This window comes from Labrys neptuniae, assembly GCF_040797145.1.
Taxonomy (GTDB): domain Bacteria; phylum Pseudomonadota; class Alphaproteobacteria; order Rhizobiales; family Labraceae; genus Labrys; species Labrys neptuniae.
Genome location: NZ_JBFNQD010000002.1, coordinates 265,564 through 288,636, shown reverse-complemented (window position 1 = coordinate 288,636; position 23,073 = coordinate 265,564). Strand labels below are relative to the sequence as shown.

Genomic DNA, 23,073 nt, shown 5'->3' with positions numbered 1-23,073 from the left:
ACAATGGTCGGGGCACGAAGCCCCTTGGGCGTCTCCGAAGTCGGCACCTCGTCAATTCTAATACCGTCTAAGCCTTGGCTTTTCGTGCAGCATGCGACAAAAGGGGATCGGAAGCGGCGTATTGCAGCAAATGCAGTCGTCCGCGCACGAACGTTTGGAAAGAGCCGTTCGGGCTCAAGACATCGGAGTTACGGTCGGCCCGAAGGGAGACTTCAGGGAAGATTCGTCGTCTCCATTGGCGGAATGCCGCTACGGTAAGGCCGGAGTTCTTTTGTGATTCGAGTGCAACGGTAACATGGCGACCGGGCGGACAGATCGGGTGATCACCCCGACGACGCGAAGTGCCACCCAGATCATGGAGTGCCACGACTGCGGGCTGCTGCACGACGTGCCGCCGCTTCAGGACGGCATGCGCGCGCGCTGCTCGCGTTGCGGCGCCACCATGGAGCATTACCGCGTCATCTCGCTGAGCCATGCCTATGCCTATAGCCTGGCTGGCGCCGCCTGCTTTGCCATGGCCAATTTCCTGCCTTTCATCAAGCTGGAGATCTCAGGGCGGATACAGGTCGCCGGGCTCGTCACCGGCATCAAGTCGCTCTACGACCAGGGCCTGTGGGAACTGGCGATCGTCGTCGGCATCACCATGCTGGTGGCGCCAGGCCTGCAGATTCTCGCCCGCCTCGCGGTCCTGACCGGGCTGAGGATGCGGCGTCCGCCGCGCTGGCTGCCTCTGGTTCATCGCGGCTCCAGTTTCGTCGGCCGCTGGGCGATGATCGAGGTCTACATATTCGGCCTGATCGTCGCCTATGTGAAGCTGATCGAGCTCGCCAGCATCGAACTCGGTCCCGCTGTATTCGCGGTAGCGGCACTGATGCTGGTGACGGTAGCGACCAGCGCCCTGCTCGACGACGAGACCATCTGGCGCAGCTTCGAGCGCAAGGGCCTGGTGCCGCCGCCGCCGGTGGTGAACCCCAGGCGACCCGTGGCGCTGTGCGAAGCCTGCGGGCTTGCCTCCAACCTGCCCGATTCGGGCCACGGCAACTGTCCGCGCTGCAAGGCGGCGCTGCATCTGCGCAAGCCCGACAGCATCAACCGCACCTGGGCCCTGCTGATCACCGCCACCATCCTCTACATCCCCGCCAACATCTACCCGATCATGGCGGTCTACATGCTGGGGCGCGGAGATCCCTCCACCATCATCGGCGGCATCATCCAGCTGGCGGATGCCGGCATGTGGCCGGTGGCGGCGGTGGTCTTCATCGCCTCGATCCTGGTGCCCACGCTCAAGCTGGCGGGCTTGGCGACCTTGCTGATCACCACCCAGCGCGGCTCGACCTGGCGCCTGCGGGACCGCACCGTCGCCTATCGCCTCATCGAATTCATCGGGCGCTGGTCGATGGTCGACATCTTCATGATCTCGATCCTGGTGGCGCTGGTGCAATTGGGCGGGGTGGCCAGCATCCAGCCCGGCGTCGGCGCCATCGCCTTCGCCGCCGTGGTGATCATCACCATGATCGCGTCCGAATGTTTCGATCCCCGCCTGATGTGGGACAATCTCGACCGCCAGAAGGGAAAGCCAAGCCATTGACCGATTCCGATGCCCCCAAAAATGGCGCTTTCGAGCATGGCGACGGCCCGGCCACACCCGAGATCGGCAAGCCGCGCCGGCGACTGCCCCTGATCTGGCTGGTGCCGCTGGCTGCGATCGGGATCGGGCTCTATCTGGCCTGGGTGACGCTGTCGGAGAAGGGTCCCGAGATCACTATCTCCTTCCGCACCGCCGAAGGGCTGGAACCGGGCAAGACCCAGCTGCGCTACAAGGCCATCGTATTCGGCACGGTGAAGAGCGTGACGCTGGCGCCCGACGGCAGCCACGTCATCGCCACGGCCGAGATGTCCAAGCAGGCTGCTCCCCTGATGCGCCGGGACTCGCTGTTCTGGGTGGTGCGCCCGCGCCTGTCGGCGAGTTCGGGCGTGTCGGGCCTGTCGACCCTGCTGTCCGGCGTCTATATCGAGTTCGATCCGGCCAAGTCCGGCGAGACGACCGACAGCTTCACCGGTCTGGAGGTACCGCCCGTCATCCCCACCGACGCTCCGGGCACCGAATTCGCCCTCAAAGCCACCAAGATCGGCTCGGTCGGCGTCGGCTCGCCGATCTTCTATCGCGGCCTCGAAGTCGGCCAGGTCCTGGGCTACGATTCCTCCAATGCCTCGGCCGGTATCACCATCCGCGCCTTCGTCCGCGACCCCTATGACAGGGAAGTGCTGACCTCCAGTAATTTCTGGAGCGCTTCGGGCGTTTCGCTCACCACGGGTCCGCAAGGCTTCCGGCTGCAGCTCGATTCCCTCCAGGCCCTGCTCGCAGGTGGCATCGCCTTCGATACGCCGACGGGCGTGCCGGCGGGCGAGCGGGCTCCCCCCAAGACGGCTTTCACCCTCTACAGCGACCAGGCCAGCGCTGACGAGGCCAGATACACCATCCGCCTGCGCTATCTGGTCTATTTCGACTCGTCGGTCGGCGGTCTCGTTCCCGGCTCCAATGTGGAGTGGCATGGCCTCAAGATCGGCCAGGTCGTCGACGTCAACCTGCAATATGACGTCACCAAGAATGCGCCGCGCGCACCGGTGCTGATCGAGATCGAACCGCAGCGCGTCCAGGTGGTCGGCGCCACCGGCCCGATCGATCCCGAAACCGTGCTGAAGTCTCTGGTCGCCAAGGGTCTGCGCGCCGAGATCAAGACCAGCAACTATCTCACCGGCCAGAGCGTGGTGTCGTTGGATATCGATCCCAAGGCTGCACCGGCCCAATTGGGAACCGGCGACGCCTATCCGGTGATCCCGACCAATCCGAACCAGTTCGATTCGGCCTTGCGCTCGGTCAACGACATTCTCGACCGCATTTCGAAGCTGCCGCTGGACAAGCTGGTGCTCCAGGCCAACGACACCATGAAGTCGTTCCAGGACCTGGCCGCCGGGCCGGAAATCAAGGAATCGCTGCGCTCGCTCGCCGGCGCCCTCACTTCCGCACGGGAGCTGATCGACAAGGCCAAGACGGACCTTGCGCCGGCCATGCAGAGGCTGCAGCCGGTGCTCGACACCGCCCAGCAGTCGATGAAGCGCATCAATTCCACCCTGGGCTCCTTCGACCAGGGTTATGGCGGTTCATCCAGCTTCAAGCGCGACCTCACGCGCCTGATGTCGCAGGTCGACGATGCCGTGCGCTCCATCCGCGTGCTCACCGACTATATGCAGCAGCACCCCGAATCCCTGATCCGGGGCAAGACCAGAGGAAGCAACTGATGCCGTTCTCCTCCGCCCGCCGTTCTGGACGCATTGCAGCCCTTGCAGGCCTGGGCCTGGCTCTCGCTTTGCTCGCGGCCTGCGCCTCGCCCGACGCCAAGATCTACACCTTGGCTGCCCAGGGCGGGCAAAGGGTTGCGGGCCGGCCGCTCTCGGTGTCGATCGAAACGGTGGACGTGGCGAAATATCTCGACCGCCCGCAGCTGGTGCGCCGCTCCGGTGATGTCCAGCTCGGGGTCTCCGAGTTCGAGCGCTGGGGCGAGCCGCTGGGCTCCATGGTGCAGCGCGTGCTGGCCGAGGATTTGCGCCGGCGCCTGCCCGCCGGCTCGCTGGTGACCACCAGCCAGACGGTATCCGGCAAGGAATCGGCGACGCTGGAGCTCTCGGTGAGCCGCTTCGACACCAATGCAGAAGGCGTCGTGCTGCTGCAGGCACAATGGCGTCTGCATTACCGCAATGGCGGCCGCAGCGCGGCGGCCCAGGCCAATATCGCCGTGCCCCCGGCCGATGCGGGAGCGCCCGCCCAAGTCGAGGCGATGAGCTCGGCCCTCGACCAGCTCGCCGGGCATATCGCCGCCAAGCTGCGCTGACGAGAGCACGCCACTTCTCGAGTCCGCCATAAGCGCGGACCGCCCATACACGTCATTGTGAGCCGCCAAACACCGGATCAACGTAACGCCGGTTCTTTCCCAACGTAGTGGTTGCGAGGAACGCGCATCAGCGCGCCTTCGAAATCACTATGCCAAAAAGGAAAGAAGTGACCCACATGAATACAGTCTTCCACATCTCGGAAAACGGAAGCGGCTCCTATCGTTTTCTGGCGATTCTCCGCTGGGTCATGGTGATAATCTTCGTGTCGTTCGGCATGCAGAAATTCACATTGCAGTCGGCCCAGGGCATTGCCCAATTCATTACCAACAGCCCCTTCATCTCATGGTTGTCGCTGCTCGGCCTGCGGGGTGAAGCGTATTTCCTCGGTGTTGCCGAGTTCGCCATTGCGGCGCTGCTTGCGGCAGGGGCGTTCAACCCGATCCTGTCGGCTGCCGGTTCGCTGATGGGCATCGTCACCTTCGCGATCACCTGGTCGTTCTTCTTCACCACACCCGGGGTGGTGCAATGGAGCCTGTCGAGCGATCCGATGGCCTGGAATCTGACCGGGGAGTTCCTGTTCAAGGACATCGTCCTGCTTTGTGTCTGCGTTGTCCTGTTCCTGGCCTCCTTGCCGCGGTCTCTTGCAGGCTCGCGAGCAGCCTGAAACCCTTTCCGGGAAGGCCTGTCGGCCACCAGGCTAAATAACCTTTTTAAAACAAATAGTTATGGCAGACTGAAATCCACCCGGATCGCAGCTTGCGCTCGTATCGAGGCGCCTATTCCAGAATCTGGCTCAAAAAATTTCGCCTCCATGTCACAGCGGCGGAGGCCGGCTCGTCATGTCTGCGCAAACCGATCAAGAGGACATGATCATGAAAGCCAGACTGAACCCCTTCGCTGCCTCGCCCGCCATCATGAAGCAATGGCTCGATTTCTCGACCGGCATCGATGGCCTCGAGGTGAGCCTGATGGAACTGGTCAAGATGCGCGCTTCCCAGATCAATGGCTGCGGCTTCTGCCTGCATATGCACGCCCTCGATGCGCGCAAGCTTGGCGAGAGCGAGGAACGGCTCTATCTGCTCGACGCCTGGCGCGAATCGCCGCTCTATAACGAGCGCGAACGCGCAGCCCTGGCCTGGACGGAAGCCCTCACCTTGGTCGCCGACAAGCGCGCGCCCGACGATGTCTATGAGCAGGTGAAGGCGCAGTTCACCGAGGAGGAACAGGTGAAGCTCACTTTGCTGATCGTCGCCATCAATGGCTGGAACCGGGTCAATGTCGGCTTCAATGCCGTGCATCCGGTGCGCGCGAAAGCGGCGGCCTGATGGCGGGCGCTCTCCAGAGCGATGCGGCCGCAAGCTTCGACCCCTTGCGGCCGCGCCTGATCCGTATCGCCTATCGCATGCTGGGATCGGTCGCCGATGCCGAGGACGTGGTGCAGGATGCCTTCCTGCGCTGGCTCGACGCGGATCGCAGCGAGGTGCGCGTGCCCTTGGCCTTCCTCACCCGTACCGTCACCCGGCTCTGCCTCGACGTGCTCAAATCGGCCCGGCGCCAGCGCGAGACCTATATCGGTCCCTGGCTGCCCGAGCCGGTGATCGAGGAAGGTGGTGACGAGGTCGAGGACGTCACCCTGCCCCTGCTGCTGGCGCTCGAGCGGCTCTCCCCGCTGGAACGCGCCGCCTTCCTGCTTCACGACGTCTTCGGCGTTTCTTTCGACGAGATCGCCGAGACGATCGGACGCGATGCCGCCGCCTGCCGCCAGCTCGCCAGCCGGGCACGCACCCATGTCCGTGCCTCCAGGCCGCGTTTCGACATGCCGAAGGAGCGGGGCCTGGAGATCGCCCACGCCTTCTTCGCGGCCTCGCGCAGCGGCGACATGACGGCGCTCCAGGCTTTGCTGGCCGCCGATGTCGCCGTGCATTCCGACGGTGGTGGCAAGAAGCCGGCCGCGATGAAGCCGATCTTCGGCATCGAGGACGTGATGAAGCTGCAGGCGGGCCTGGCGCATTACTTCGCCGAGACCATGTCGAAGCTGGTGCGCTTCACCTATATCAACGGCCTGCCGGGCTTCATCACCATCGAACGCGACGACACGCTGCAGACCACCGCCCTCGACATCCGCGATGGCCGGATCGTCGGCATCTACGTCACCCGCAATCCCGACAAGCTCAAACATATCGGGGAGGCGACCCTGCATTGAGGGTAAGGGTGAGGGGCAGCGCTACCTTTTCTATTGGAAAATAGTCCTTTTCACCCCCGCGTCGGGATCTTCAGCCCGCCGAACATCACATTGCGTGTCAGCGGGCGATTGAGGAAGTCGTGCGGGAAGCCGAGTTCGATGGCGCTGGCCGCCTCCAGCCGGCTGCGCTGCTCGTCCGAGAACGTCACCTCGAGCGCACCAAGATTGTCCTCGAGCTGGGCCAGGGTACGCGCGCCGATGAGGGGCGAGGCGACCGCCGGATTGGTCAGGGTCCAGGCCAGGGCCACCTGCGAGGGCGTATGCCCGGTCTCGCCGGCAACCGCCTTGACCACATCGGCGATGTCGAGGCCGCGTTCGGTGAGCGCGCCATTGCCGAGGGCGACGTTGCGGCGGGTGCCGGAGGCTTCGGCCGAGCCGCCGCTGTCGTCGAGATCGGCCCGGCTGTATTTGCCGGCGAGCACGCCGCTGGCCAGCGGCGACCAGGGAATGACCCCGAGGCCCATCTCCCTTGCCATCGGCACCAGCTCGCGCTCGATGGTACGCTCGATCAGATTGTATTCGACCTGCAGGGCGATCAGCGGCGCCCAGCCGCGGAGATCGGCGATGGTCTGCATGCGGGCGATCTGCCAGGCCGGGGTATCCGAAATGCCGGCATAGACGATCTTGCCCGAGTGCACGAGGTCGTCGAGGCCGCGCAGCACTTCCTCCACCGGGGTCGTGAAGTCCCAGGCATGCAGATAGAGCAGGTCGATATAATCGGTGCCGAGCCGCTTCAGACTGTCCTCGACCGAACGCACCATGCTCCTTCGGTGGTTGCCGCCGGAATTGGGATCGCCGGGGCGGGAGGGCAGCGTGTATTTGGTGGCGATCACCAACCGGTCGCGGCGGTCGGCGGCGAAGGTGCCGACGAAGCGCTCGGACGTGCCGTTGGTATATTGGTTGGCGGTGTCGATGAAATTGCCGCCGCGATCGACATAGGCATCGAAGATGCGGCGGGCTTCCGCCTCATCGGCACCCCAGCCCCAATCCGTGCCGAAGGTCATCGTGCCCAGCGACAGCGGGGATATTCTGAGGCCCGAGCGGCCGAGCAGGCGGTAGTCATCCAAAGCGAGCGTCATGGGGGTCATCCTCCGTTGCGACGTTGCCGGCAAGATGCTCCCTGGAGACTGCTTCGTTAATGCTATAGAATACGCATAGCTTATGAAGAAGGGCGTATAGAATGCGAGGCAGCGAACATGTGGAACTGCGGGCTTTCGTCGCCGTGGTCGAGCATGGCAGCTTCGCGCGGGCCGCCGCCCATCTCGGCCTGTCGCCCTCGGCCCTGAGCCAGACCATCCGCGCGCTGGAGGAGAGGCTCGGCGTTCGCCTCCTCAACCGCACCACCCGCAGCGTGGCGCCGAGCCAGGCGGGCGAGCGCTTCCTTGCCCGGCTGCGTCCGGCATTGTCGGATCTCGACGCCGCCGTCGCCGATGTCAGGAGCCTGCGCGACAGCCCTGCCGGCCTCCTGCGCATCAATGCCACCCGCATCGCCGCCATCCATGTCATCGGGCCACTGATCGGCCCTTTCCTCGACGCCTATCCCGACATCACGCTGGATCTCGTCAGCGAGGACCGGCTAATCGACATCGTGGCCAATCGCTTCGATGCCGGCGTGCGGCTCGGCGAGATGGTGGAAAAGGACATGATCGCCGTGCGGCTCGGGGGCGAACTCCGGCTGATGGCCGTGGCCGCCCCGGCCTATCTCGCCCGCCACGGCATGCCAGCGACGCCGCACGACCTCGCGCGCCATCGCTGCATCAATTTCCGCTGGCCGACCGATCTCAGCCTCTATCATTGGGAGTTCGAGCGTGAAGGCCGCCCCCTCGAAGCCGCCGTCGAAGGCCCCCTGATCGTCAACGAACCGGAGGTCGCCTGCCTGGCGGCGCTGGCCGGCGTCGGCATCGCCTATCTGTTCGAGCACCAGATCCGCGCCGGGCTCGACTCCGGCCGGCTCGTCCATGTCCTGGCTGACTGGTCGCCGCCCTTTCCGGGCTTCCACCTCTATTATCCCAGCCGCCGCCAGATGGCCCCGCCGCTGCGGGCCTTCCTCGACTTCGTTGCGGCGAAGCAGGGCAAGGGTCCGAAAAACTGAGGATCATCCGTCAACAAACGAACCGAATTGGCTCGGCCTTTGTCACTGCCGGGCTCGACCCGGCAATCCAGTTCCTGCTCTCAGACGTCGAAGGTAAGGCCCCTGAATGCCCGGGTCAAGCCCGGGCATGACAAAGGTGGCGCTTCCGTTATTTCCGGACGATGCCTAATCCAGGCGCATATGCAGCAGCGGATAGGGGCGCCCGTCGCCATCGAGCGCGGAGCGGCCCGTCTCGATGAAGCCGAGGTGGCGGTAGAAGCCGACGGCCTGCGTGTTCTGCTCGTTGACGTCGACGCTCAACGAGCCCTCGCCTTGCTCCTTGGCATGGCGAACCAGCAAGGTGCCGATACCCTGGCCGCGGCTGTCGGGGTCGATGAACAGCGAATCGATATGGCGATCCGATATGCCCATGAAGGCGAGCAGCCGGTCGTCGCCATCGGCGGCAACATGCAGGGGCGCGGCCGGCAGATAATCATTGGCGACTAGCTTCTCGATCGCCTCGAAATCACCGGGCAGCAGGAAATCATGGGTCGCCCTCACCGACCTGCGCCAGATCTCAAGCAGGAAGGGCACGTCCGCCGGGCGGGAGGTGCGAAGAGTAATCATGACAAGCAAGTCCAATAAAGTGACGTTCACGCCGGCAGGATGGCGAGCAGGCGGCGGAGATCCGTGATGGTGATGGCCTCCCGCCCCGCCGGCCCGACGCCGCGGCGATCGAGATGCAGCGCCTGCAGTCCGGCCCGCGTTGCGCCTTGATAGTCGCTTCGCCAGCTATCGCCAACCATCAGGATTTCCTGCGGCTCACAGTCCAGCTGCCGGCATAGCGCCCGGTAGAAAGGGGCGTCGGGCTTGGCTGCACCGATCTCGAAGGATAGGCAAGCAACGTCCAGCAGGTCGCCATAGCAAGCCCGGATCGGGGTCTCGTAGGGCAAAGCAAGGTTGGAAGCGACAGCGACACGATAGCCGGCGCGATGCAGGGCGGTCAGCACATCCCGACCTTCTTCGAAGGGGCGAATGGACTTCAGCTCCGCTGCAAGATCAGACTGCCATTGCGCATTGAGCACAAGGCCGCAACGATCGGCGAAGGCGATCAGATCAAGCTCCTGGGTGATGGGCGAGACGAGGGGATTAATCGTTCTCGCCCGAGCAACGCGCTCGTACGGGCGACGCTTATCGGTGATCTCCACCAGCGTGCCATAGGCGTCGAAGGCAACAGCTCGGATGACATGAGAGTCGATCATCGGGCCGCCCCGTCCACCGAATTCAGCCCTTGTAGCCGCCCATCGCACAGACGAGCTGCCATTCTTCGTCCGTCACGGGCTGCACGGAGAGGCGCGACAGCTTCACCAGCGCCATGTTGGCGAGCCTCGGCTCGGCCTTGACGTCGGCCAAGGTCACCGGCTTGGGGAAGGGCGCCACCGCCTTGAAGTCGACCAGCACCCAGGGCTGGCCGGGCGTGGCCGGGTCCGGATAGTGCTCGCGTGCCACTTCGGCGACGCCGACGACGGCCTTGCCCTCGTTGGAATGGTAGAAGAAGGCCTTGTCGCCCTTCTTCATCGCCATGAGATTGAGCTTGGCGGCATGGTTGCGCACGCCGTCCCAGGGCGTGCCCTTGGCGCCGGCGGCGACCTGCTGGTCCCAGCTCCATACTTCCGGTTCGGACTTGATCAGCCAATGGGCCATGATGGTCTGCTCCTGCCCGGATCAGAGGCCGGCCGGGGGCTTGATGCCCCAGCGCCAGCGGCGGATGCTGGTGGAGGCGAACAGGCCGGCCTTGGCATAGGGATCGTTCTCGGCAAAGGTCCGGGCCTCGGCCTCGCTGGGGAAATCAACGATGAGGAGCGAGCCTACCATCTTCTCCTCGGCATCCAGGAAGGGGCCGGCGCCGAGAATATGGGCGTCCTGCGTCTTCAGATAATCGAGATGCGCCGGGCGCGTCGCCTGCCTGAGTTCGAGACCATTGGGAATGTCTTCGCATTGGATGACGAATAGCATGGCGGCGCCTTTCCTGATGTTTTCAATCCCCGCGTAGCGATTTCGCGAGAGGATGTCGAGAGACAAGCCGGGCCCGCTTCCCGCACACGTCTATGGCCTGCGATCGGCAGCGCCACGGTTGCGCCCATGCAGCATGCCGCCGAGGGTGCCGTCACGCAGCACGACCGCGTGGAACAAGACCGCCAGCACATGGACGACGACGAGGGCGACGAGCGCCCAGGTCAGCTGGGCATGCAGACTCAGCATCGTGCGCGGTGACACGCCCTCCAGCCCCGTCAGTACGGGCATGGGCAGCAGGTCGAAGGCGAGCGGCGGCGGCATGAACGGCGCCGGGCGATAGCCGAGCCAGCCCGTGAGCGGCACGAGCAGGAGCAAGGCATAGAGACCGGCGTGAGCGAGACCCGCCACGATCGCGGCAAGCGGAGAGCGAACGTGGCGCGGCGCATGGTCGAACAGCCGGGAGACGAGCCGAAGCGGGGTCAGCGCCAGGAGGACCAGGCCGAGCGAGAGATGGGCCGTCAGCCAGGCATTGCCCGCCATGGCCATGCCGCCGAGCAGGAAGAGGCCGATGATCCATTGCGCGGTGATCGCGATCGCCGTGATCCAGTGAAACAGCCGGGCTCTCGGGCTCCACCCCATCGCAGCCAGCCTAGACGATGCGATAGGGCACGATTTCGCGCCGGTCATGATTCACCGCCAGATGCGCCTTCAGGGGCGGCACGGCGCGCTGGTGGCAGTGCTGGCGCTCGCAGATGCGGCAGGAGATGCCGATCGGATCGAAACCCGCCTGGTTGGAAAGATCGAGACCGTCGGCATAGACGAAGTCCCGGGCATAGGCGATCTCGCAGCCGAGCGTGATGGCATAGCGACGCTGGGCCGCGTTGAAGCCGCCGCCGCCCTTGGCGATCTCGGTGGCGACGCTGAGATAGCGCTCGCCGTCCGGCGTCTCGGCGAGCTGGCGGATGATGCGGCCCGGCGCCTCGAAGGCCTGGTGCACGTTCCAGAGCGGGCAGGCGGAACCGAAGCGGGCGAATTGCAGCTTGGCCGCGCTGTGGCGCTTGGTGATGTTGCCGGCCCGGTCGATGCGCGCGAAGAACACCGGCACGCCCTTGAAGCCCGGCCGCTGCAGGGTGGAGAGGCGATGGGCCACCTGCTCGAGGCTGGCGCCGAAACGCGCCGCGAGGAGTTCGAGGTCGTGGCGCAACTCCCGGGCCGCAGCGAGAAAAGCCCGGTAGGGCAGGGTCAGCGCGCCGGCGAAATAATTGGTGAGGCCGATGCGGGCGATCTCCACTGCCTCGGCGCTGCGCCAGTCGGCTCCGGCCAGGATGGACGCAATCTCGGCTTCCGCTTCCAAGGCGGCGATCTGGAAAGCGAGCTGGAAATGACGGGTGGCGGCAGGGGAATAGGGATGCAGGCGCAGCACCCGCGCCTCCTTGTCGAAGCCGCGGATGATGCCTTCCTCGGCCGGCGCCTGCATCACCCTGACCCGGTGGCGGCTTTCGAGATGAGCGGTGAAGGCGGCGCCGGGCTCGCGGCGGGGCAGCCCCAGGCGCTCGGCCAGGGCTTCGGCGGCGGTGTCGAGCTCATGCACGTAATTGTCGAGGAAGTGGAAGAAATCGCGCACTTCCTCATAGGGCGTCGGCTCGGACAGGCCGCCCGCCAACCGTCCGTCCAGGCTCGCCAATTGCTCGGAATTGCGCCTGTAGGCCTGGTGCGCGGTGATCAGGGCATGGGCAAAGCCCGGCGCGTTCTGGGTGACCAGCTTCAATTCCTGCAGGCTCGGCGCCAAAGCGTCGAAGAGCGGATCGGCCAGGGCCTCGTTCAGGGCCGAGAGCAGGCGGTCGCCGTCGCTCTGGGCGATGGTGGCGATATCGATGTCGAAACGCTCGGCCAGCGCCAGCAGCACCGCGGCCGAGAGGGGGCGCTGGTTGTTCTCCATCTGGTTGAGATAGGAGGTGGAGATGCCGAGCCGCTGGGCGAACGCCGCCTGCGTGGCGTGGGCGGCCTCGCGGATGGCCCTGAGGCGGGCGCCGATGAAGAGTTTGCCGGCCATATTCGCAATTTCGCAATTTACAATCGCGATTAGCATAAATCATGCATTCGCACTCTTTCAAGCAAGAACAAAGAGCGCAGAAGAGCTAACGGTTCCTCCCGTGAAGGATCGAATTGCCTAGACGCTTGTCATTGCCGGGGCTTGACCCGGCAATCCAACCCCTTCTGAGACAATGAAACGGGAGCCGCTGGATGCCCGGGTCAAGCCCGGGCATGACAAGGGCAGCGTTTCATGCCTCCGTGGGCCGTGCCGGGCAGCGAGAGATGTCGATCCAGGCAATGTCGAACCGTGTGGAGCAAGCCCGATGCGCGCCGTCCTCGAACAGTTGGAAAGCCGCCGCGAGGAGGCGAGGCTCGGCGGCGGCCTCAGGCGCATCGAAGCCCAGCATGCCAAGGGCAAGCTGACAGCCCGGGAACGCCTGGAAGTCCTGCTCGACGAGGGCTCCTTCGAGGAGTTCGACATGTATGTCACCCATCGTGCCGTGGATTTCGGCATGGCGAACCAGAAGGTCGCCGGCGATGGCGTGGTCACCGGCTGGGGCACGATCAACGGACGCCTCGTCTATGTGTTCAGCCAGGATTTCACCGTGCTCGGCGGCTCGCTGTCCGAGACCCATGCCCAGAAGATCTGCAAGATTATGGACATGGCCCTGCGCAACGGCGCGCCGGTGATCGGCCTCAACGATTCGGGCGGCGCCCGCATCCAGGAAGGCGTCGCTTCGCTGGCCGGCTATGCCGATGTGTTCAAGCGCAATGTCGAGGCCTCCGGCGTGGTGCCGCAGATCTCGGTGATCATGGGCCCCTGTGCCGGCGGCGCGGTCTATTCACCGGCGATGACCGACTTCATCTTCATGGTGCGCGACACTTCCTACATGTTCGTCACCGGCCCCGACGTGGTGAAGACCGTCACCAACGAGGTGGTCAGCGCCGAGGAACTCGGCGGCGCCCGCACCCATACCCAGAAATCCTCGGTGGCGGACGGCGCCTTCGACAATGACGTCGAGGCGCTGGAGGAGATCCGGCGCCTGTTCGACTTCCTGCCGCTCAACAACCGCGACAAGCCGCCGGTGCGGCCCTTCCACGACGACCCGTCGCGGCTGGAGATGCGCCTGGACACTTTGGTGCCCGACAGCTCCACTAGGCCCTACGACATGAAGGAGCTGATCCTGGCCGTCGCCGACGAGGGCGATTTCTTCGAGGTGGGCGAAGCCTTCGCCCGCAACCTCGTCACCGGTTTCATCCGCATCGAGGGCCAGACCGTCGGCGTGGTCGCCAACCAGCCTTTGGTGCTGGCCGGTTGCCTCGACATCGATTCCTCGCGCAAGGGCGCGCGCTTCGTGCGCTTCTGCGACGCCTTCTCCATCCCGATCCTGACTTTGGTCGACGTGCCCGGCTTCCTGCCGGGCACCGGCCAGGAATATGGCGGAGTGATCAAGCACGGCGCCAAGCTGCTCTTCGCCTATTCCCAAGCCACCGTGCCGATGGTGACGCTGATCACGCGCAAGGCCTATGGCGGCGCCTATGACGTCATGGCGTCCAAGCATATCGGCGCCGACGTCAACTATGCCTGGCCCACGGCCGAGATCGCCGTGATGGGCGCCAAGGGCGCGGCCGAGATCCTGCATCGGGCCGAGCTCGGCGATGCCGCCAAGATCGCCGAGCGCGCCCGGGACTACGAGGCCCGCTTCGCCAATCCCTTCATCGCGGCCGAGCGCGGCTTCATCGACGAGGTGATCCTGCCGCACACCTCGCGCAAGCGCATCGCCCGCGCCTTCGCCGCCCTGCGCCGCAAAACGGTGGAGACGCGCTGGCGCAAGCACGACACCGTGCCGCTGTGAGGATCGACACCGTGACCACGCCCGTTTTGTTCAAGAAGATCCTCATCGCCAATCGCGGCGAGATCGCCTGCCGCGTCATCCGCAGTGCGCGCAAGCTCGGCATCGCCACCGTCGCCGTCTATTCCGACGCCGACCACGATGCCGTGCATGTGCGCGAGGCCGACGAGGCCGTGCGCATCGGCCCGTCGGCTTCGGCGCAGTCCTATCTCAAGATCGACGCCATACTCGCTGCGATCCGTGAGACGGGTGCCGATGCGGTGCATCCGGGTTATGGCTTCCTGTCGGAGAACGCCGCCTTCGCCAACGCGCTCGCCGAGGAGGGCGTCGCCTTCATCGGCCCGCCGCCCAAGGCGATCGAGGCGATGGGCGACAAGATCACCTCCAAGAAGCTCGCAGCCGAAGCCGGCGTGTCGACGGTTCCAGGCCATATGGGCCTGATCGAGGACGCGTCCGAGGCCGCCCGTATCGCCGCCGAGATCGGCTATCCCGTGATGATCAAGGCCTCCGCCGGCGGCGGCGGCAAGGGCATGCGCATCGCCTGGAACGACGCCGAGGCCCGCGAAGGTTTCCGCGCCTCGCGCTCGGAGGCCAAGTCCTCCTTCGGCGACGACCGCATCTTCGTCGAGAAATTCGTCACCGAGCCGCGCCATATCGAGATCCAGGTGCTGGGCGACCAGCATGGCAATCTGATCTATCTGGGCGAGCGCGAATGCTCGATCCAGCGCCGCAACCAGAAGGTCATCGAGGAAGCGCCCTCCTCCTTCCTCGACGAGACGACAAGGCGCGCCATGGGCGAGCAGGCCGTGGCCCTCTCCCGCGCCGTCGGCTACCACTCCGCCGGCACGGTGGAGTTCATCGTCGACAAGGACCGCAATTTCTACTTCCTGGAGATGAACACCCGCCTGCAGGTCGAGCATCCGGTGACCGAACTGGTCACCGGCCTCGATCTGGTGGAGGCGATGATCCGCGTCGCCGCCGGCGAGCGCCTGCCCCTCAGCCAGGACGAGGTCCGCCTCACCGGCTGGGCCATGGAGGCGCGCGTCTATGCCGAGGACCCCTATCGCAACTTCCTGCCTTCGATCGGACGCCTGAGCCGCTATCGCCCGCCCGCCGAAGGACCGGATGGCGAGGGCGGCCTGGTGCGGGTCGATGCCGGCGTGCAGGAAGGTGGCGAGATCTCGATCCATTACGATCCGATGATCGCCAAGCTGTGCGCCTATGCCCCGACCCGCCTGGAGGCGATCGATGCCCTCGCCCGTGCCCTCGACCAGTTCGAGCTGGAGGGCATCGGCCATAACCTGCCTTTCCTCGCGGCCCTGGCCGATCATGAGCGTTTCCGCGCCGGAAGGCTGACCACCGCCTTCATCGCCGAGGAATATGAGGGGGGCTTTACCGGCGTCGAGCCTGGAGACGCCGACCTGCCGCGCTTGGCAGCCGTGGCCGCGGTGATCAGCCATATCCGCCAGCACCGCGACAGCGCCATCACCGGCGCCATGGACAATCACCGGCGCGCCATCGGCCGCGACTTCGTCGCCACTCTGGCAGGCCGGGCCCTGCCCTTCACCATCGATGCGGTCGACGGCGGCTATCATGTCGTCTTCGAAGGCGGCCTGTTGCTGGCCGTCACCAGCCGCTGGACGCCCGGCCAGGCGCTCGGCCAGTTCAGCGTCGGTGGCGAGGCCATGGCGGTGAAGGTCGGCATCACCGCCGGCGGGCTGCGCCTGCGCTGGCATGGCCGCGACGTCCTGGTGCAGGTGCGCAGTCCCCGCGTCGCCGAGCTTGCCCGCCTGATGCGCGAGAAAATTCCGCCCGATACCTCCAAGCTGCTGCTCTGCCCGATGCCAGGCGTGGTCGCGGCCATCACCGTCAGCGAAGGCGAAGCGGTGGAAGCGGGCCAGGCGCTCGCCACCATCGAGGCGATGAAGATGGAGAACGTGTTGCGCGCCGAGAAGGCCGGCACGATCAGCCGCATCGCCGTGGCCGAAGGCGCCAGTCTCGCCGTCGACGAACTCATCCTCGAATTCGAATGAGGCCAGCCATGTCAGGATCCGCCATGTCTGCACCGACTTCCACAGCCGACACCGCGCTCGAAGATTGGCGCGCACTCGCCAGGAAGGAGGTCAAGGCCGATCCCGACAGCCTGACCTGGCAGACCCCGGAGGGCATCGCGGTCAAGCCGCTCTATACCGAGGCCGATCTCGCCGGCGTCGGCCATCTCGGCTCCCTGCCGGGACAGCAGCCTTACCTGCGCGGCCCGCGCGCCACCATGTATGCCGGCCGGCCCTGGACCATCCGCCAATATGCCGGCTTCTCCACGGCAGAGGCCTCCAACGCCTTCTACCGCAAGGCACTCGCCGCCGGGCAGAAGGGTCTCTCCGTCGCCTTCGACCTCGCCACCCATCGCGGCTATGATTCCGACCATCCGCGCGTGGAGGGTGATGTCGGCAAGGCCGGCGTCGCCATCGACAGCGTCGAGGACATGAAGATCCTGTTCGACGCCATCCCACTCGAAGAGATGTCGGTCTCCATGACCATGAACGGGGCGGTACTGCCGGTGCTGGCCTTCTTCATCGTGGCCGGCGAGGAACAGGGCGTATCGCGCGCGAAACTATCGGGCACGATCCAGAACGACATCCTCAAGGAATTCATCACCCGCAACACCTATATCTACCCGCCCGCCGCCTCGATGCGCATCGTCGCCGACATCATCGCCTATACCGCCAAGGAGATGCCGCGCTTCAACTCGATCTCGATTTCCGGCTACCACATGCAGGAGGCGGGAGCGACTTTGGTGCAGGAGCTCGCCTTCACCCTGGCCGATGGCCGCGACTATGTGCGGGCGGCGCTGGCCAAGGGGCTGGACGTCGACGCCTTTGCCGGGCGGCTCTCCTTCTTCTTCGCCATCGGCATGAATTTCTTCATGGAGGTGGCCAAGCTGCGGGCGGCCCGGCTGTTGTGGTCGCGCATCATGACCGAGTTCGGCCCCAAGGATCCGCAGTCGCTGATGCTGCGCACCCATTGCCAGACCTCGGGCGTCTCGCTGGCCGAGCGCGATCCTTACAACAACATCGTGCGCACCGCCTATGAGGCGATGGCGGCGGCTCTCGGCGGCACCCAGTCGCTGCACACCAATTCCTTCGACGAGGCGATCGCGCTGCCGACGGAATTCTCGGCCCGCATCGCCCGCAACACCCAGCTGATCCTGCAGCACGAGACCGGCGTGACCAAGGTGGTCGATCCCCTGGCCGGCTCCTATTATCTCGAAAGCCTCACCCATGACCTTGCAACCCAGGCCTGGGCGCTGATCGAGGAAGTGGAGGCGATGGGCGGCATGACGGCGGCGGTGGCAGCCGGCCTGCCCAAGCGCCTGATCGAGGAGGCGGCGACCAAGCGGCAGGCGGCCGTCGACCGCGGCGACGAGGTGGTGGTCGGCGTCAACCGCTACCAGCTCGAGGACGAGCCCGCGATCGACAGCCTCGACATCGACAACCACGCCGTGCGCGCCGCGCAGATCCGGCGCCTGGCGGATGTCCGGCGCCGGCGCGACCCGCAGGCTGTGGCCAAGGCCCTTGCCGTCCTCACCGAGGTGGCCGGTAGCGGTACCGGCAATCTCCTGGAGGCGGCCGTCGAAGCGGCTCGCCACCGCGCCACGGTGGGCGAGATTTCCGACGCGCTCAGGGCCGAATTCGGCGACCACAGCGCCCGTCCCAAGGTGGTGGCGGACATTTATCGCCCTGCTTTCGGCGAAGGGCCGGAAGTGGAAATCCTTGCCGGCCGCATCGCCGCCTTCACGGCACAACGCGGGGCCAAGCCGCGCATCCTGGTGGCCAAGCTTGGCCAGGACGGCCATGACCGCGGCGCCCGGGTGGTCGCCTCGGCCTTCACCGACATGGGTTTCGAGGTGGTCGCCGGCCCGCTGTTCCAGACCCCGGACGAGGCTGTCGACCTGGCGCTTGCCGAGAAGGTCGACGTCGTCGGCGTCTCCTCGCTCGCGGCCGGCCACAAGACGCTGCTGCCCCAGCTGATCGAAAAGCTGAAGGCGCGCAGCCGGGCCGATATCGCCGTGGTCTGCGGCGGCGTCATCCCGCGCCAGGACTATGATTTCCTGCGCGAGGCCGGGGTCTCGGCCGTGTTCGGCCCGGGCACGCCGGTGCTCGACGCGGCGCGCACCGTGCTCGATCTGCTGGAGGGGCGGCTGAGCAACGAGCTTCGATAAGCCTTCTCCCCTTGCGGGAGAAGGTTTTTGGCGCTTACCCCTTCACCCGCGCTTCCGCGGCCACGATGGTGTTGTGCAGCAGGCAGGCGACGGTCATCTTGCCGACGCCGCCGGGAACCGGGGTGATGTGGGAGGCCTTGCCCATGGCTTCCTTGGTGGCGACGTCGCCGACGATGCGGCCCTTGCCATCCTCGGTGGGCACGCGGTTGATGCCGACATCGATGACCACAGCGCCATCCTTGATCCAGTCGCCCTTGACCATCTCGGGCCGGCCAACAGCGGCGACCAGGATATCGGCCTCGCGGCAGACGGCGGGCAGGTCCTTGGTGCGCGAATGGGCTGTCGTCACCGTGCAGTCATAGGCGAGCAGGAGCGCGCCCATCGGCTTGCCGACGATGTTGGAGCGGCCGACGACCACGGCCTTCTTGCCGGAAAGCCCTTCCTTGCCCACGGTATCGAGCAGCATCAGCAGCGAGCCGAGCGGGGTGCAGGGGATCAGCATCGCTTCCGGATCGATCCTGGACGCGGTGAAGAGCTTGCCGACATTCATCGGATGGAAGCCATCGACATCCTTGGCCGGATGGATGGCATCGATCATCATCTGGCCGTCGAGATGGTCGGGCAGCGGCAGCTGCACCAGGATGCCGTCGACGCCGGCATCGGCATTGAGGTCCGCGATCACGCCGAGCAGCTCTTCCTTGGAGATGGTCTCGGGCAACTCGATCAGGCGGCCGTCGATCGCCGTCTCATGCGCCATCTTGGCCTTGGTGTTCACATAGGCCCGGCTCGCCGGATTGTTGCCGACGATTACCACGTCGAGGCGCGGCTTGCGGCCATGGGCGGCGGCAAAGGCCTCCGCGCGTACCTTGGTGCGGGCGCGGACATTGGCCGCATGGACGTTGCCGTCGATCAATTCGGTCATGGCGAGCTTTCGATGGTTTACGGACAGTGGAATTTCTTTCTTCAGAATAAATTATAGCGCAGCCACGTCTTGTGCAACAAGCCTATCTCGTCCTGTTCTGTCTTGTTTTTCCCTCAGATGCGCGGCCAGCTCGGGGGCAAGATGCGGACGGGACGTCCAGGCGGGAGGATAGGGGTTGGGCGAGATGACCGGACGCCGAAAAGGCTCAACACTTGCGCCCCCTCGCCCCGTTTACGGGGAGAGGATAGAGGTGAGGGGCTACGCAATGCCTTCAATTTACGAGGTCGAGCTGCCCCTCATCCTTACCTTCTCCCCGTAAGAACGGGGCGAAGGGGTGACCAGCGTCGCGTTCCCGGCCCCGAGCGTGCACCCTGTGTAGTTGGAATGTGTCACTCTGGAATCGTTGACAGGACCCGCTTTTGCCTCCCGAGTAGCGTCCTGACAAGGTCGACCGATGGCGCTGCGATTCGCAGGTGTCTGCATCGGCCGGCCAGCTTGAGGAGACAGGCCATGGCGGATGGCAGCACGCGCCAATTTTCGATCCCGCGCGAAAAGGACCTCCAGCTCAGGACCATTCGAAACAGCGGCGGCCTCAGCGTCTCCTTCGTGGAGAATGGCACGGTCTTCGCCATCGAGCATGACGACGGCAAGGACCGGGTCACGCTCAACCAGGTGCTGGGATCGCCCATCCATGGCGGCATCGGCCGGCTCTATCTGCGCGCCGGCGGCACAAATCCCTTCGTCCGGGAACTGGTCGGCCCCGGTGCCAAGGGCCGGTTCGCGGCGTCTGGCTCCAGCGCGGTCTGGCAAAGCGAGGCCGGCGGCATCGCCTATCGGGTAAGGCTCGCACTCCATCCCAGCGAGGCGCTCTGGTTCTGGCAGGTCGAACTGTCGGGCTCGGGGCCGGCCCAGCCCTGCGACCTCGTCCTCATCCAGGATGTCGGCCTCGGCAGCCGCGGCTTCCTGATGAACAGCGAGGCCTATGTCTCGCAATATCTCGACCACCATGTCGAGCATCACGAAACCCTCGGCCCGGTGCTGATGAGCCGGCAGAACCTGTCGCAGGGCGGCAAATTCCCCTGGCTGGTGCAGGGCTGCGTCAGCGGCGCGAAGGCCTTCGCCACCGACGCGATCCAGGTCCTGGGGCCGGATTACCGCGTCACCGGCGCGTTCGCCGCCGCCTTCGGCACCGACCTGCCTTCGCAGCGCCGCCAGCACGAGGTCGGTTGCATCGCCCTGCAGTCCAATCCCGTCAGTGTCGGGCAGGGTGCGAAGGCCGATATCACCTTCTTCGCGTCGTTCACGCCCGATCATCGCGCCGCTTCCGGCCCGGCCGACCTGCCGGCGGCCGTCGCCGCGGCTGACAGGGTCGGGGAAGTCGGCACGGATGCCCCCTCGCCAACCGAGCCCGCCCGCAGCCTCGTGCAGGACGCCGCCCCGCTGGCCGTGCTCCCGCTCGAAGCCGGAGACGTCGCGGCCCGCTACCCCGAGCGCCTGGCGGAGGAAGTCCAGAACGGCACATTGCTGTCCTTCTTCGTGCCGGAGGGCGAGCAGAACCGGCATGTCGTGCTCGCTGCCAAGGAAGCCCAGGTGCCGCGCCGCCATGGCGCCCTCCTGCGCAGCGGCACCAGCATGCGGCTCGACGACGCAACCCTGTGCTCCACCGCCTGGATGCATGGCGTGTTCGGGGCGCAGCTCACCATCGGCAACACCTCCTTCCACAAGCTGTTCTCGGTCTCGCGCGATCCCTACAACATCACGCGCGGCAGCGGCCTGCGCATCCTGATGGACGATGGCGAGGGCTGGAAACTGCTCGCCGTGCCGAGCGCCTTCGACATCGGGCTCAACGACACCAAATGGATCTATCGCCTGCCCGGGCGCACCGTGACCGTGCAAGCCATTGCCGCCGGCGACGCACCCGCCATGCAATGGCGCATCGCGGTCGAGGGCGCGCCCTGCCGCTTCCTGGTGTTCGGCCATGTGGTGATGGGCGAGCGCGACTATGAGCAGACCGGCACCATCAGCGTCGATGCCAGGGACAAGCGCATCAGCCTGTCGCCCGGCTCGGACTGGCTGTGGGGGCAGACTTACAGGCAAGCGGCCTATCACCTCGTCACCTCTACGCCATCCGCGGTCGAGACCGTGGGCGGTGACGAGCTCCTCTATGTCGACGGCAAGGCGCGCGACGGCGCCTATGTCGCCCTGCGCTCCCACGCCACCAACGAACTCGTCTTCGCCGTCACCGGCTCGATGACATCGACCGCCGAGGGAGAACAGCTGGCTGCGCGCTTTGCCGCCGGCCCGGATGCCGAGAGCCTGCTCGCCCCGGCGCGCCAATTCTGGAGCCTGCTCACCCGCGATCTGCGTCTGAAAGGCAGCGGCCCCGATGTCGAGGCCCAGGATCTGATGCTGCCCTGGCTCGCCCATGACGCCATGATGCATCTCACCGTGCCGCACGGCCTGGAGCAATATACCGGCGCCGCCTGGGGCACCCGCGACGTCTGCCAGGGCCCGATCGAGCTGATGCTCGCCCTCGAGCACGATGCCGAGGTGCGCCACATTCTCCTCACCCTCTTCGGCGAACAGTCGCAGAGCCGGGGGGACTGGCCGCAATGGTTCATGCTCGACCCCTATCCCTATATCCGGGCCGGCGACAGCCATGGCGACGTCATCGTCTGGCCGCTGAAGGCGCTGTGCGACTATGTCGAGGCCACCGGCGACCTCGCCGTGCTGGAGGCGCAGGCGCCCTGGCGCGACGACAAGAATGCAGCGACCGCTACGCGGTCGACGCTCGCTGCCCATGTCGACAAGCTTCTGGAGACGGTTACGGCGAGCTTCATCCCCGGCACGCACCTGGTGCGCTATGGCGAGGGCGACTGGAACGATTCGCTCCAGCCCGCCGATCCCCATCTGCGCGACTGGATGGTGTCGAGCTGGACGGTGGCGCTGCTCTACGAGCAGATCGTGCGCTATTCTGCCATCCTCAAGCGCCGCGGCGAGACGGCCCGCAGCACCGAGCTTTCCGACCTCGCCGCCCGCATGCGCGGCGATTTCAACCAGCACCTGATCCGCGACGGCGTGGTGGCCGGCTATGGCCTGTTCGATCCCGAGATCTTCGGTGCGGCGGAGGCGGCTCCCGGCGAGACCGATACAGCCCCGGTCGATGCGAAGCAGGGCGGCGTCGAACTGCTGCTGCATCCCAGCGACACCAGGACGGGCCTGTCCTATTCGCTGATCTCGATGACGCAGCCCATCATCGGCGGCCTGTTCACGCAGACCCAAGCCCGCCACCACCTCAAGCTGATCGAGGAACATCTGTTGCTGCCCGACGGCGCCCATCTGATGGATCGGCCCGTCGTCTACAATGGCGGCCCGGAAAAACTGTTCCGCCGCGCCGAATCCTCGTCCTTCTTCGGGCGAGAGATCGGCCTGATGTATGTGCACGCCCATCTGCGCTATTGCGAGGCCCTGGCCAAGCATGGCGAGGCGAAGAAGGTCTGGGATGGCCTGGCCTTGATCAACCCGATCGCGGTGACGCAGCGCCTGCCCAATGCCTCGCTGCGCCAGCGCAACACCTATTTCTCCTCCTCCGACGCCGCCTTCCCCGACCGCTACCTCGCCAGCGCCGAATGGGGCCGGGTCAGGGCCGGGACCGTCGATGTCGACGGCGGCTGGCGCATCTATTCGAGCGGCCCGGGCCTCTATACCCGCGCCATCGTCGAGCAGGTGCTGGGCAAGCGCCGGCGTTTCGGCGTGAGGGAAGAGAACCCGCTGACCGTGGCGGCACTGGAGGGCAGCCAGTCGAATCTGGGATGATCCTGGGAT

Annotated in this window: 19 protein-coding genes; 11 read left to right on the top strand and 8 right to left on the bottom strand. The window is 65.8% G+C overall.

Annotation, left to right across the window (positions count from 1 at the left end; all coding sequences use genetic code 11):
* Positions 1-319: 319 nt before the first annotated feature.
* The 6 genes from ABXS05_RS08670 (at position 320) to ABXS05_RS08645 (ending at position 6,094) form a co-directional block, all read left to right on the top strand.
* Positions 320-1,588: a paraquat-inducible protein A gene (locus ABXS05_RS08670; RefSeq protein ID WP_367623610.1), complete on the top strand. Its 1,269-nt coding sequence runs from the start codon at positions 320-322 to the stop codon at positions 1,586-1,588.
* Positions 1,585-3,300 (top strand): PqiB family protein, encoded by a 1,716-nt coding sequence (locus ABXS05_RS08665; protein WP_367623609.1) that lies wholly within the window; start codon positions 1,585-1,587, stop codon positions 3,298-3,300. Before ABXS05_RS08670 ends, ABXS05_RS08665 begins: the two co-directional genes overlap by 4 nt.
* Positions 3,300-3,890, top strand: coding sequence for a PqiC family protein (locus tag ABXS05_RS08660; RefSeq protein WP_367623608.1), 591 nt, complete (start codon positions 3,300-3,302; stop codon positions 3,888-3,890). Before ABXS05_RS08665 ends, ABXS05_RS08660 begins: the two co-directional genes overlap by 1 nt.
* A gap of 176 nt (positions 3,891-4,066) precedes the next feature.
* A complete protein-coding gene (locus tag ABXS05_RS08655) occupies positions 4,067-4,555 on the top strand; it encodes a DUF417 family protein (RefSeq protein ID WP_367623607.1) in 489 nt (162 codons plus the stop codon).
* A 208-nt stretch (positions 4,556-4,763) separates the two neighbouring features.
* The gene (locus ABXS05_RS08650; RefSeq protein ID WP_367623606.1) at positions 4,764-5,216 is read left to right on the top strand and encodes a carboxymuconolactone decarboxylase family protein; all 453 of its coding nucleotides are present in this window, start codon (positions 4,764-4,766) and stop codon (positions 5,214-5,216) included.
* Positions 5,216-6,094: a sigma-70 family RNA polymerase sigma factor gene (locus ABXS05_RS08645; protein WP_367623605.1), complete on the top strand. Its 879-nt coding sequence runs from the start codon at positions 5,216-5,218 to the stop codon at positions 6,092-6,094. The genes ABXS05_RS08650 and ABXS05_RS08645 overlap by 1 nt, the downstream gene beginning before the upstream one ends.
* 50 nt (positions 6,095-6,144) lie before the next feature.
* Here ABXS05_RS08645 and ABXS05_RS08640 read toward each other — a convergent pair whose 3' ends face one another.
* Positions 6,145-7,212 (bottom strand): aldo/keto reductase, encoded by a 1,068-nt coding sequence (locus ABXS05_RS08640; RefSeq protein WP_367623604.1) that lies wholly within the window; start codon positions 7,210-7,212, stop codon positions 6,145-6,147.
* Between the two features lie 101 nt (positions 7,213-7,313).
* Between ABXS05_RS08640 and ABXS05_RS08635 the strand changes: the two genes are divergently transcribed.
* On the top strand, positions 7,314-8,225 hold the full coding sequence (locus tag ABXS05_RS08635) for a LysR family transcriptional regulator (RefSeq protein ID WP_311934158.1): 912 nt from the start codon (positions 7,314-7,316) through the stop codon (positions 8,223-8,225).
* 165 nt (positions 8,226-8,390) lie between these two features.
* Here the strand turns inward: ABXS05_RS08635 and ABXS05_RS08630 are convergent, their stop codons facing one another.
* The 6 genes from ABXS05_RS08630 to ABXS05_RS08605 form a co-directional block, all read right to left on the bottom strand.
* On the bottom strand, positions 8,391-8,831 hold the full coding sequence (locus tag ABXS05_RS08630; RefSeq protein WP_311934157.1) for an acetyltransferase: 441 nt from the start codon (positions 8,829-8,831) through the stop codon (positions 8,391-8,393).
* A 26-nt stretch (positions 8,832-8,857) separates the two neighbouring features.
* Positions 8,858-9,466 (bottom strand): HAD family hydrolase, encoded by a 609-nt coding sequence (locus ABXS05_RS08625; protein WP_311934156.1) that lies wholly within the window; start codon positions 9,464-9,466, stop codon positions 8,858-8,860.
* 22 nt (positions 9,467-9,488) lie between these two features.
* Entirely contained in the window at positions 9,489-9,908 is a 420-nt protein-coding gene (locus ABXS05_RS08620) for an EVE domain-containing protein (RefSeq protein ID WP_311934155.1), read from the bottom strand.
* A 21-nt stretch (positions 9,909-9,929) separates the two neighbouring features.
* On the bottom strand, positions 9,930-10,220 hold the full coding sequence (locus tag ABXS05_RS08615) for a YciI family protein (protein WP_105860858.1): 291 nt from the start codon (positions 10,218-10,220) through the stop codon (positions 9,930-9,932).
* 90 nt (positions 10,221-10,310) lie between these two features.
* Positions 10,311-10,859 (bottom strand): cytochrome b/b6 domain-containing protein, encoded by a 549-nt coding sequence (locus tag ABXS05_RS08610; RefSeq protein WP_367623603.1) that lies wholly within the window; start codon positions 10,857-10,859, stop codon positions 10,311-10,313.
* Between the two features lie 10 nt (positions 10,860-10,869).
* Positions 10,870-12,273, bottom strand: coding sequence for a helix-turn-helix domain-containing protein (locus tag ABXS05_RS08605; protein ID WP_367623602.1), 1,404 nt, complete (start codon positions 12,271-12,273; stop codon positions 10,870-10,872).
* Positions 12,274-12,577: 304 nt separating this feature from the next.
* Between ABXS05_RS08605 and ABXS05_RS08600 the strand changes: the two genes are divergently transcribed.
* From ABXS05_RS08600 to scpA, 3 genes are read left to right on the top strand one after another with little or no spacing between them, the layout of a single operon-like run.
* Entirely contained in the window at positions 12,578-14,110 is a 1,533-nt protein-coding gene (locus ABXS05_RS08600) for an acyl-CoA carboxylase subunit beta (RefSeq protein ID WP_367623601.1), read from the top strand.
* 26 nt (positions 14,111-14,136) lie between these two features.
* Positions 14,137-16,140, top strand: coding sequence for an acetyl-CoA carboxylase biotin carboxylase subunit (locus ABXS05_RS08595; RefSeq protein WP_367623895.1), 2,004 nt, complete (start codon positions 14,137-14,139; stop codon positions 16,138-16,140).
* A 23-nt stretch (positions 16,141-16,163) separates the two neighbouring features.
* Positions 16,164-18,326 carry a methylmalonyl-CoA mutase gene (gene scpA / locus ABXS05_RS08590; RefSeq protein WP_367623600.1) on the top strand — a complete coding sequence of 721 codons (2,163 nt, stop codon included), beginning with the start codon at positions 16,164-16,166 and terminating at the stop codon, positions 18,324-18,326.
* A 34-nt stretch (positions 18,327-18,360) separates the two neighbouring features.
* Here the strand turns inward: scpA and ABXS05_RS08585 are convergent, their stop codons facing one another.
* Entirely contained in the window at positions 18,361-19,248 is an 888-nt protein-coding gene (locus ABXS05_RS08585) for a bifunctional 5,10-methylenetetrahydrofolate dehydrogenase/5,10-methenyltetrahydrofolate cyclohydrolase (protein ID WP_367623599.1), read from the bottom strand.
* Positions 19,249-19,758: 510 nt separating this feature from the next.
* Between ABXS05_RS08585 and ABXS05_RS08580 the strand changes: the two genes are divergently transcribed.
* Entirely contained in the window at positions 19,759-23,064 is a 3,306-nt protein-coding gene (locus ABXS05_RS08580; protein ID WP_367623598.1) for a GH36-type glycosyl hydrolase domain-containing protein, read from the top strand.
* Positions 23,065-23,073: the final 9 nt, after the last annotated feature.

Excerpts from the sequence above, each read along its gene's own strand:
- ABXS05_RS08620 (WP_311934155.1), bottom strand. The coding sequence starts at position 9,908 with ATGGCCCATTGGCTGATCAAGTCCGAACCGGAAGTATGGAGCTGGGAC.
- ABXS05_RS08625 (WP_311934156.1), bottom strand. The coding sequence starts at position 9,466 with ATGATCGACTCTCATGTCATCCGAGCTGTTGCCTTCGACGCCTATGGC.
- scpA (WP_367623600.1), top strand. The coding sequence starts at position 16,164 with ATGTCTGCACCGACTTCCACAGCCGACACCGCGCTCGAAGATTGGCGC.
- ABXS05_RS08585 (WP_367623599.1), bottom strand. The coding sequence starts at position 19,248 with ATGACCGAATTGATCGACGGCAACGTCCATGCGGCCAATGTCCGCGCC.
- ABXS05_RS08650 (WP_367623606.1), top strand. The coding sequence starts at position 4,764 with ATGAAAGCCAGACTGAACCCCTTCGCTGCCTCGCCCGCCATCATGAAG.
- ABXS05_RS08580 (WP_367623598.1), top strand. The coding sequence starts at position 19,759 with ATGGCGGATGGCAGCACGCGCCAATTTTCGATCCCGCGCGAAAAGGAC.
- ABXS05_RS08605 (WP_367623602.1), bottom strand. The coding sequence starts at position 12,273 with ATGGCCGGCAAACTCTTCATCGGCGCCCGCCTCAGGGCCATCCGCGAG.
- ABXS05_RS08610 (WP_367623603.1), bottom strand. The coding sequence starts at position 10,859 with ATGGGGTGGAGCCCGAGAGCCCGGCTGTTTCACTGGATCACGGCGATC.
- ABXS05_RS08660 (WP_367623608.1), top strand. The coding sequence starts at position 3,300 with ATGCCGTTCTCCTCCGCCCGCCGTTCTGGACGCATTGCAGCCCTTGCA.
- ABXS05_RS08645 (WP_367623605.1), top strand. The coding sequence starts at position 5,216 with ATGGCGGGCGCTCTCCAGAGCGATGCGGCCGCAAGCTTCGACCCCTTG.
- ABXS05_RS08635 (WP_311934158.1), top strand. The coding sequence starts at position 7,314 with ATGCGAGGCAGCGAACATGTGGAACTGCGGGCTTTCGTCGCCGTGGTC.
- ABXS05_RS08640 (WP_367623604.1), bottom strand. The coding sequence starts at position 7,212 with ATGACGCTCGCTTTGGATGACTACCGCCTGCTCGGCCGCTCGGGCCTC.
- ABXS05_RS08615 (WP_105860858.1), bottom strand. The coding sequence starts at position 10,220 with ATGCTATTCGTCATCCAATGCGAAGACATTCCCAATGGTCTCGAACTC.
- ABXS05_RS08600 (WP_367623601.1), top strand. The coding sequence starts at position 12,578 with ATGCGCGCCGTCCTCGAACAGTTGGAAAGCCGCCGCGAGGAGGCGAGG.
- ABXS05_RS08630 (WP_311934157.1), bottom strand. The coding sequence starts at position 8,831 with ATGATTACTCTTCGCACCTCCCGCCCGGCGGACGTGCCCTTCCTGCTT.
- ABXS05_RS08655 (WP_367623607.1), top strand. The coding sequence starts at position 4,067 with ATGAATACAGTCTTCCACATCTCGGAAAACGGAAGCGGCTCCTATCGT.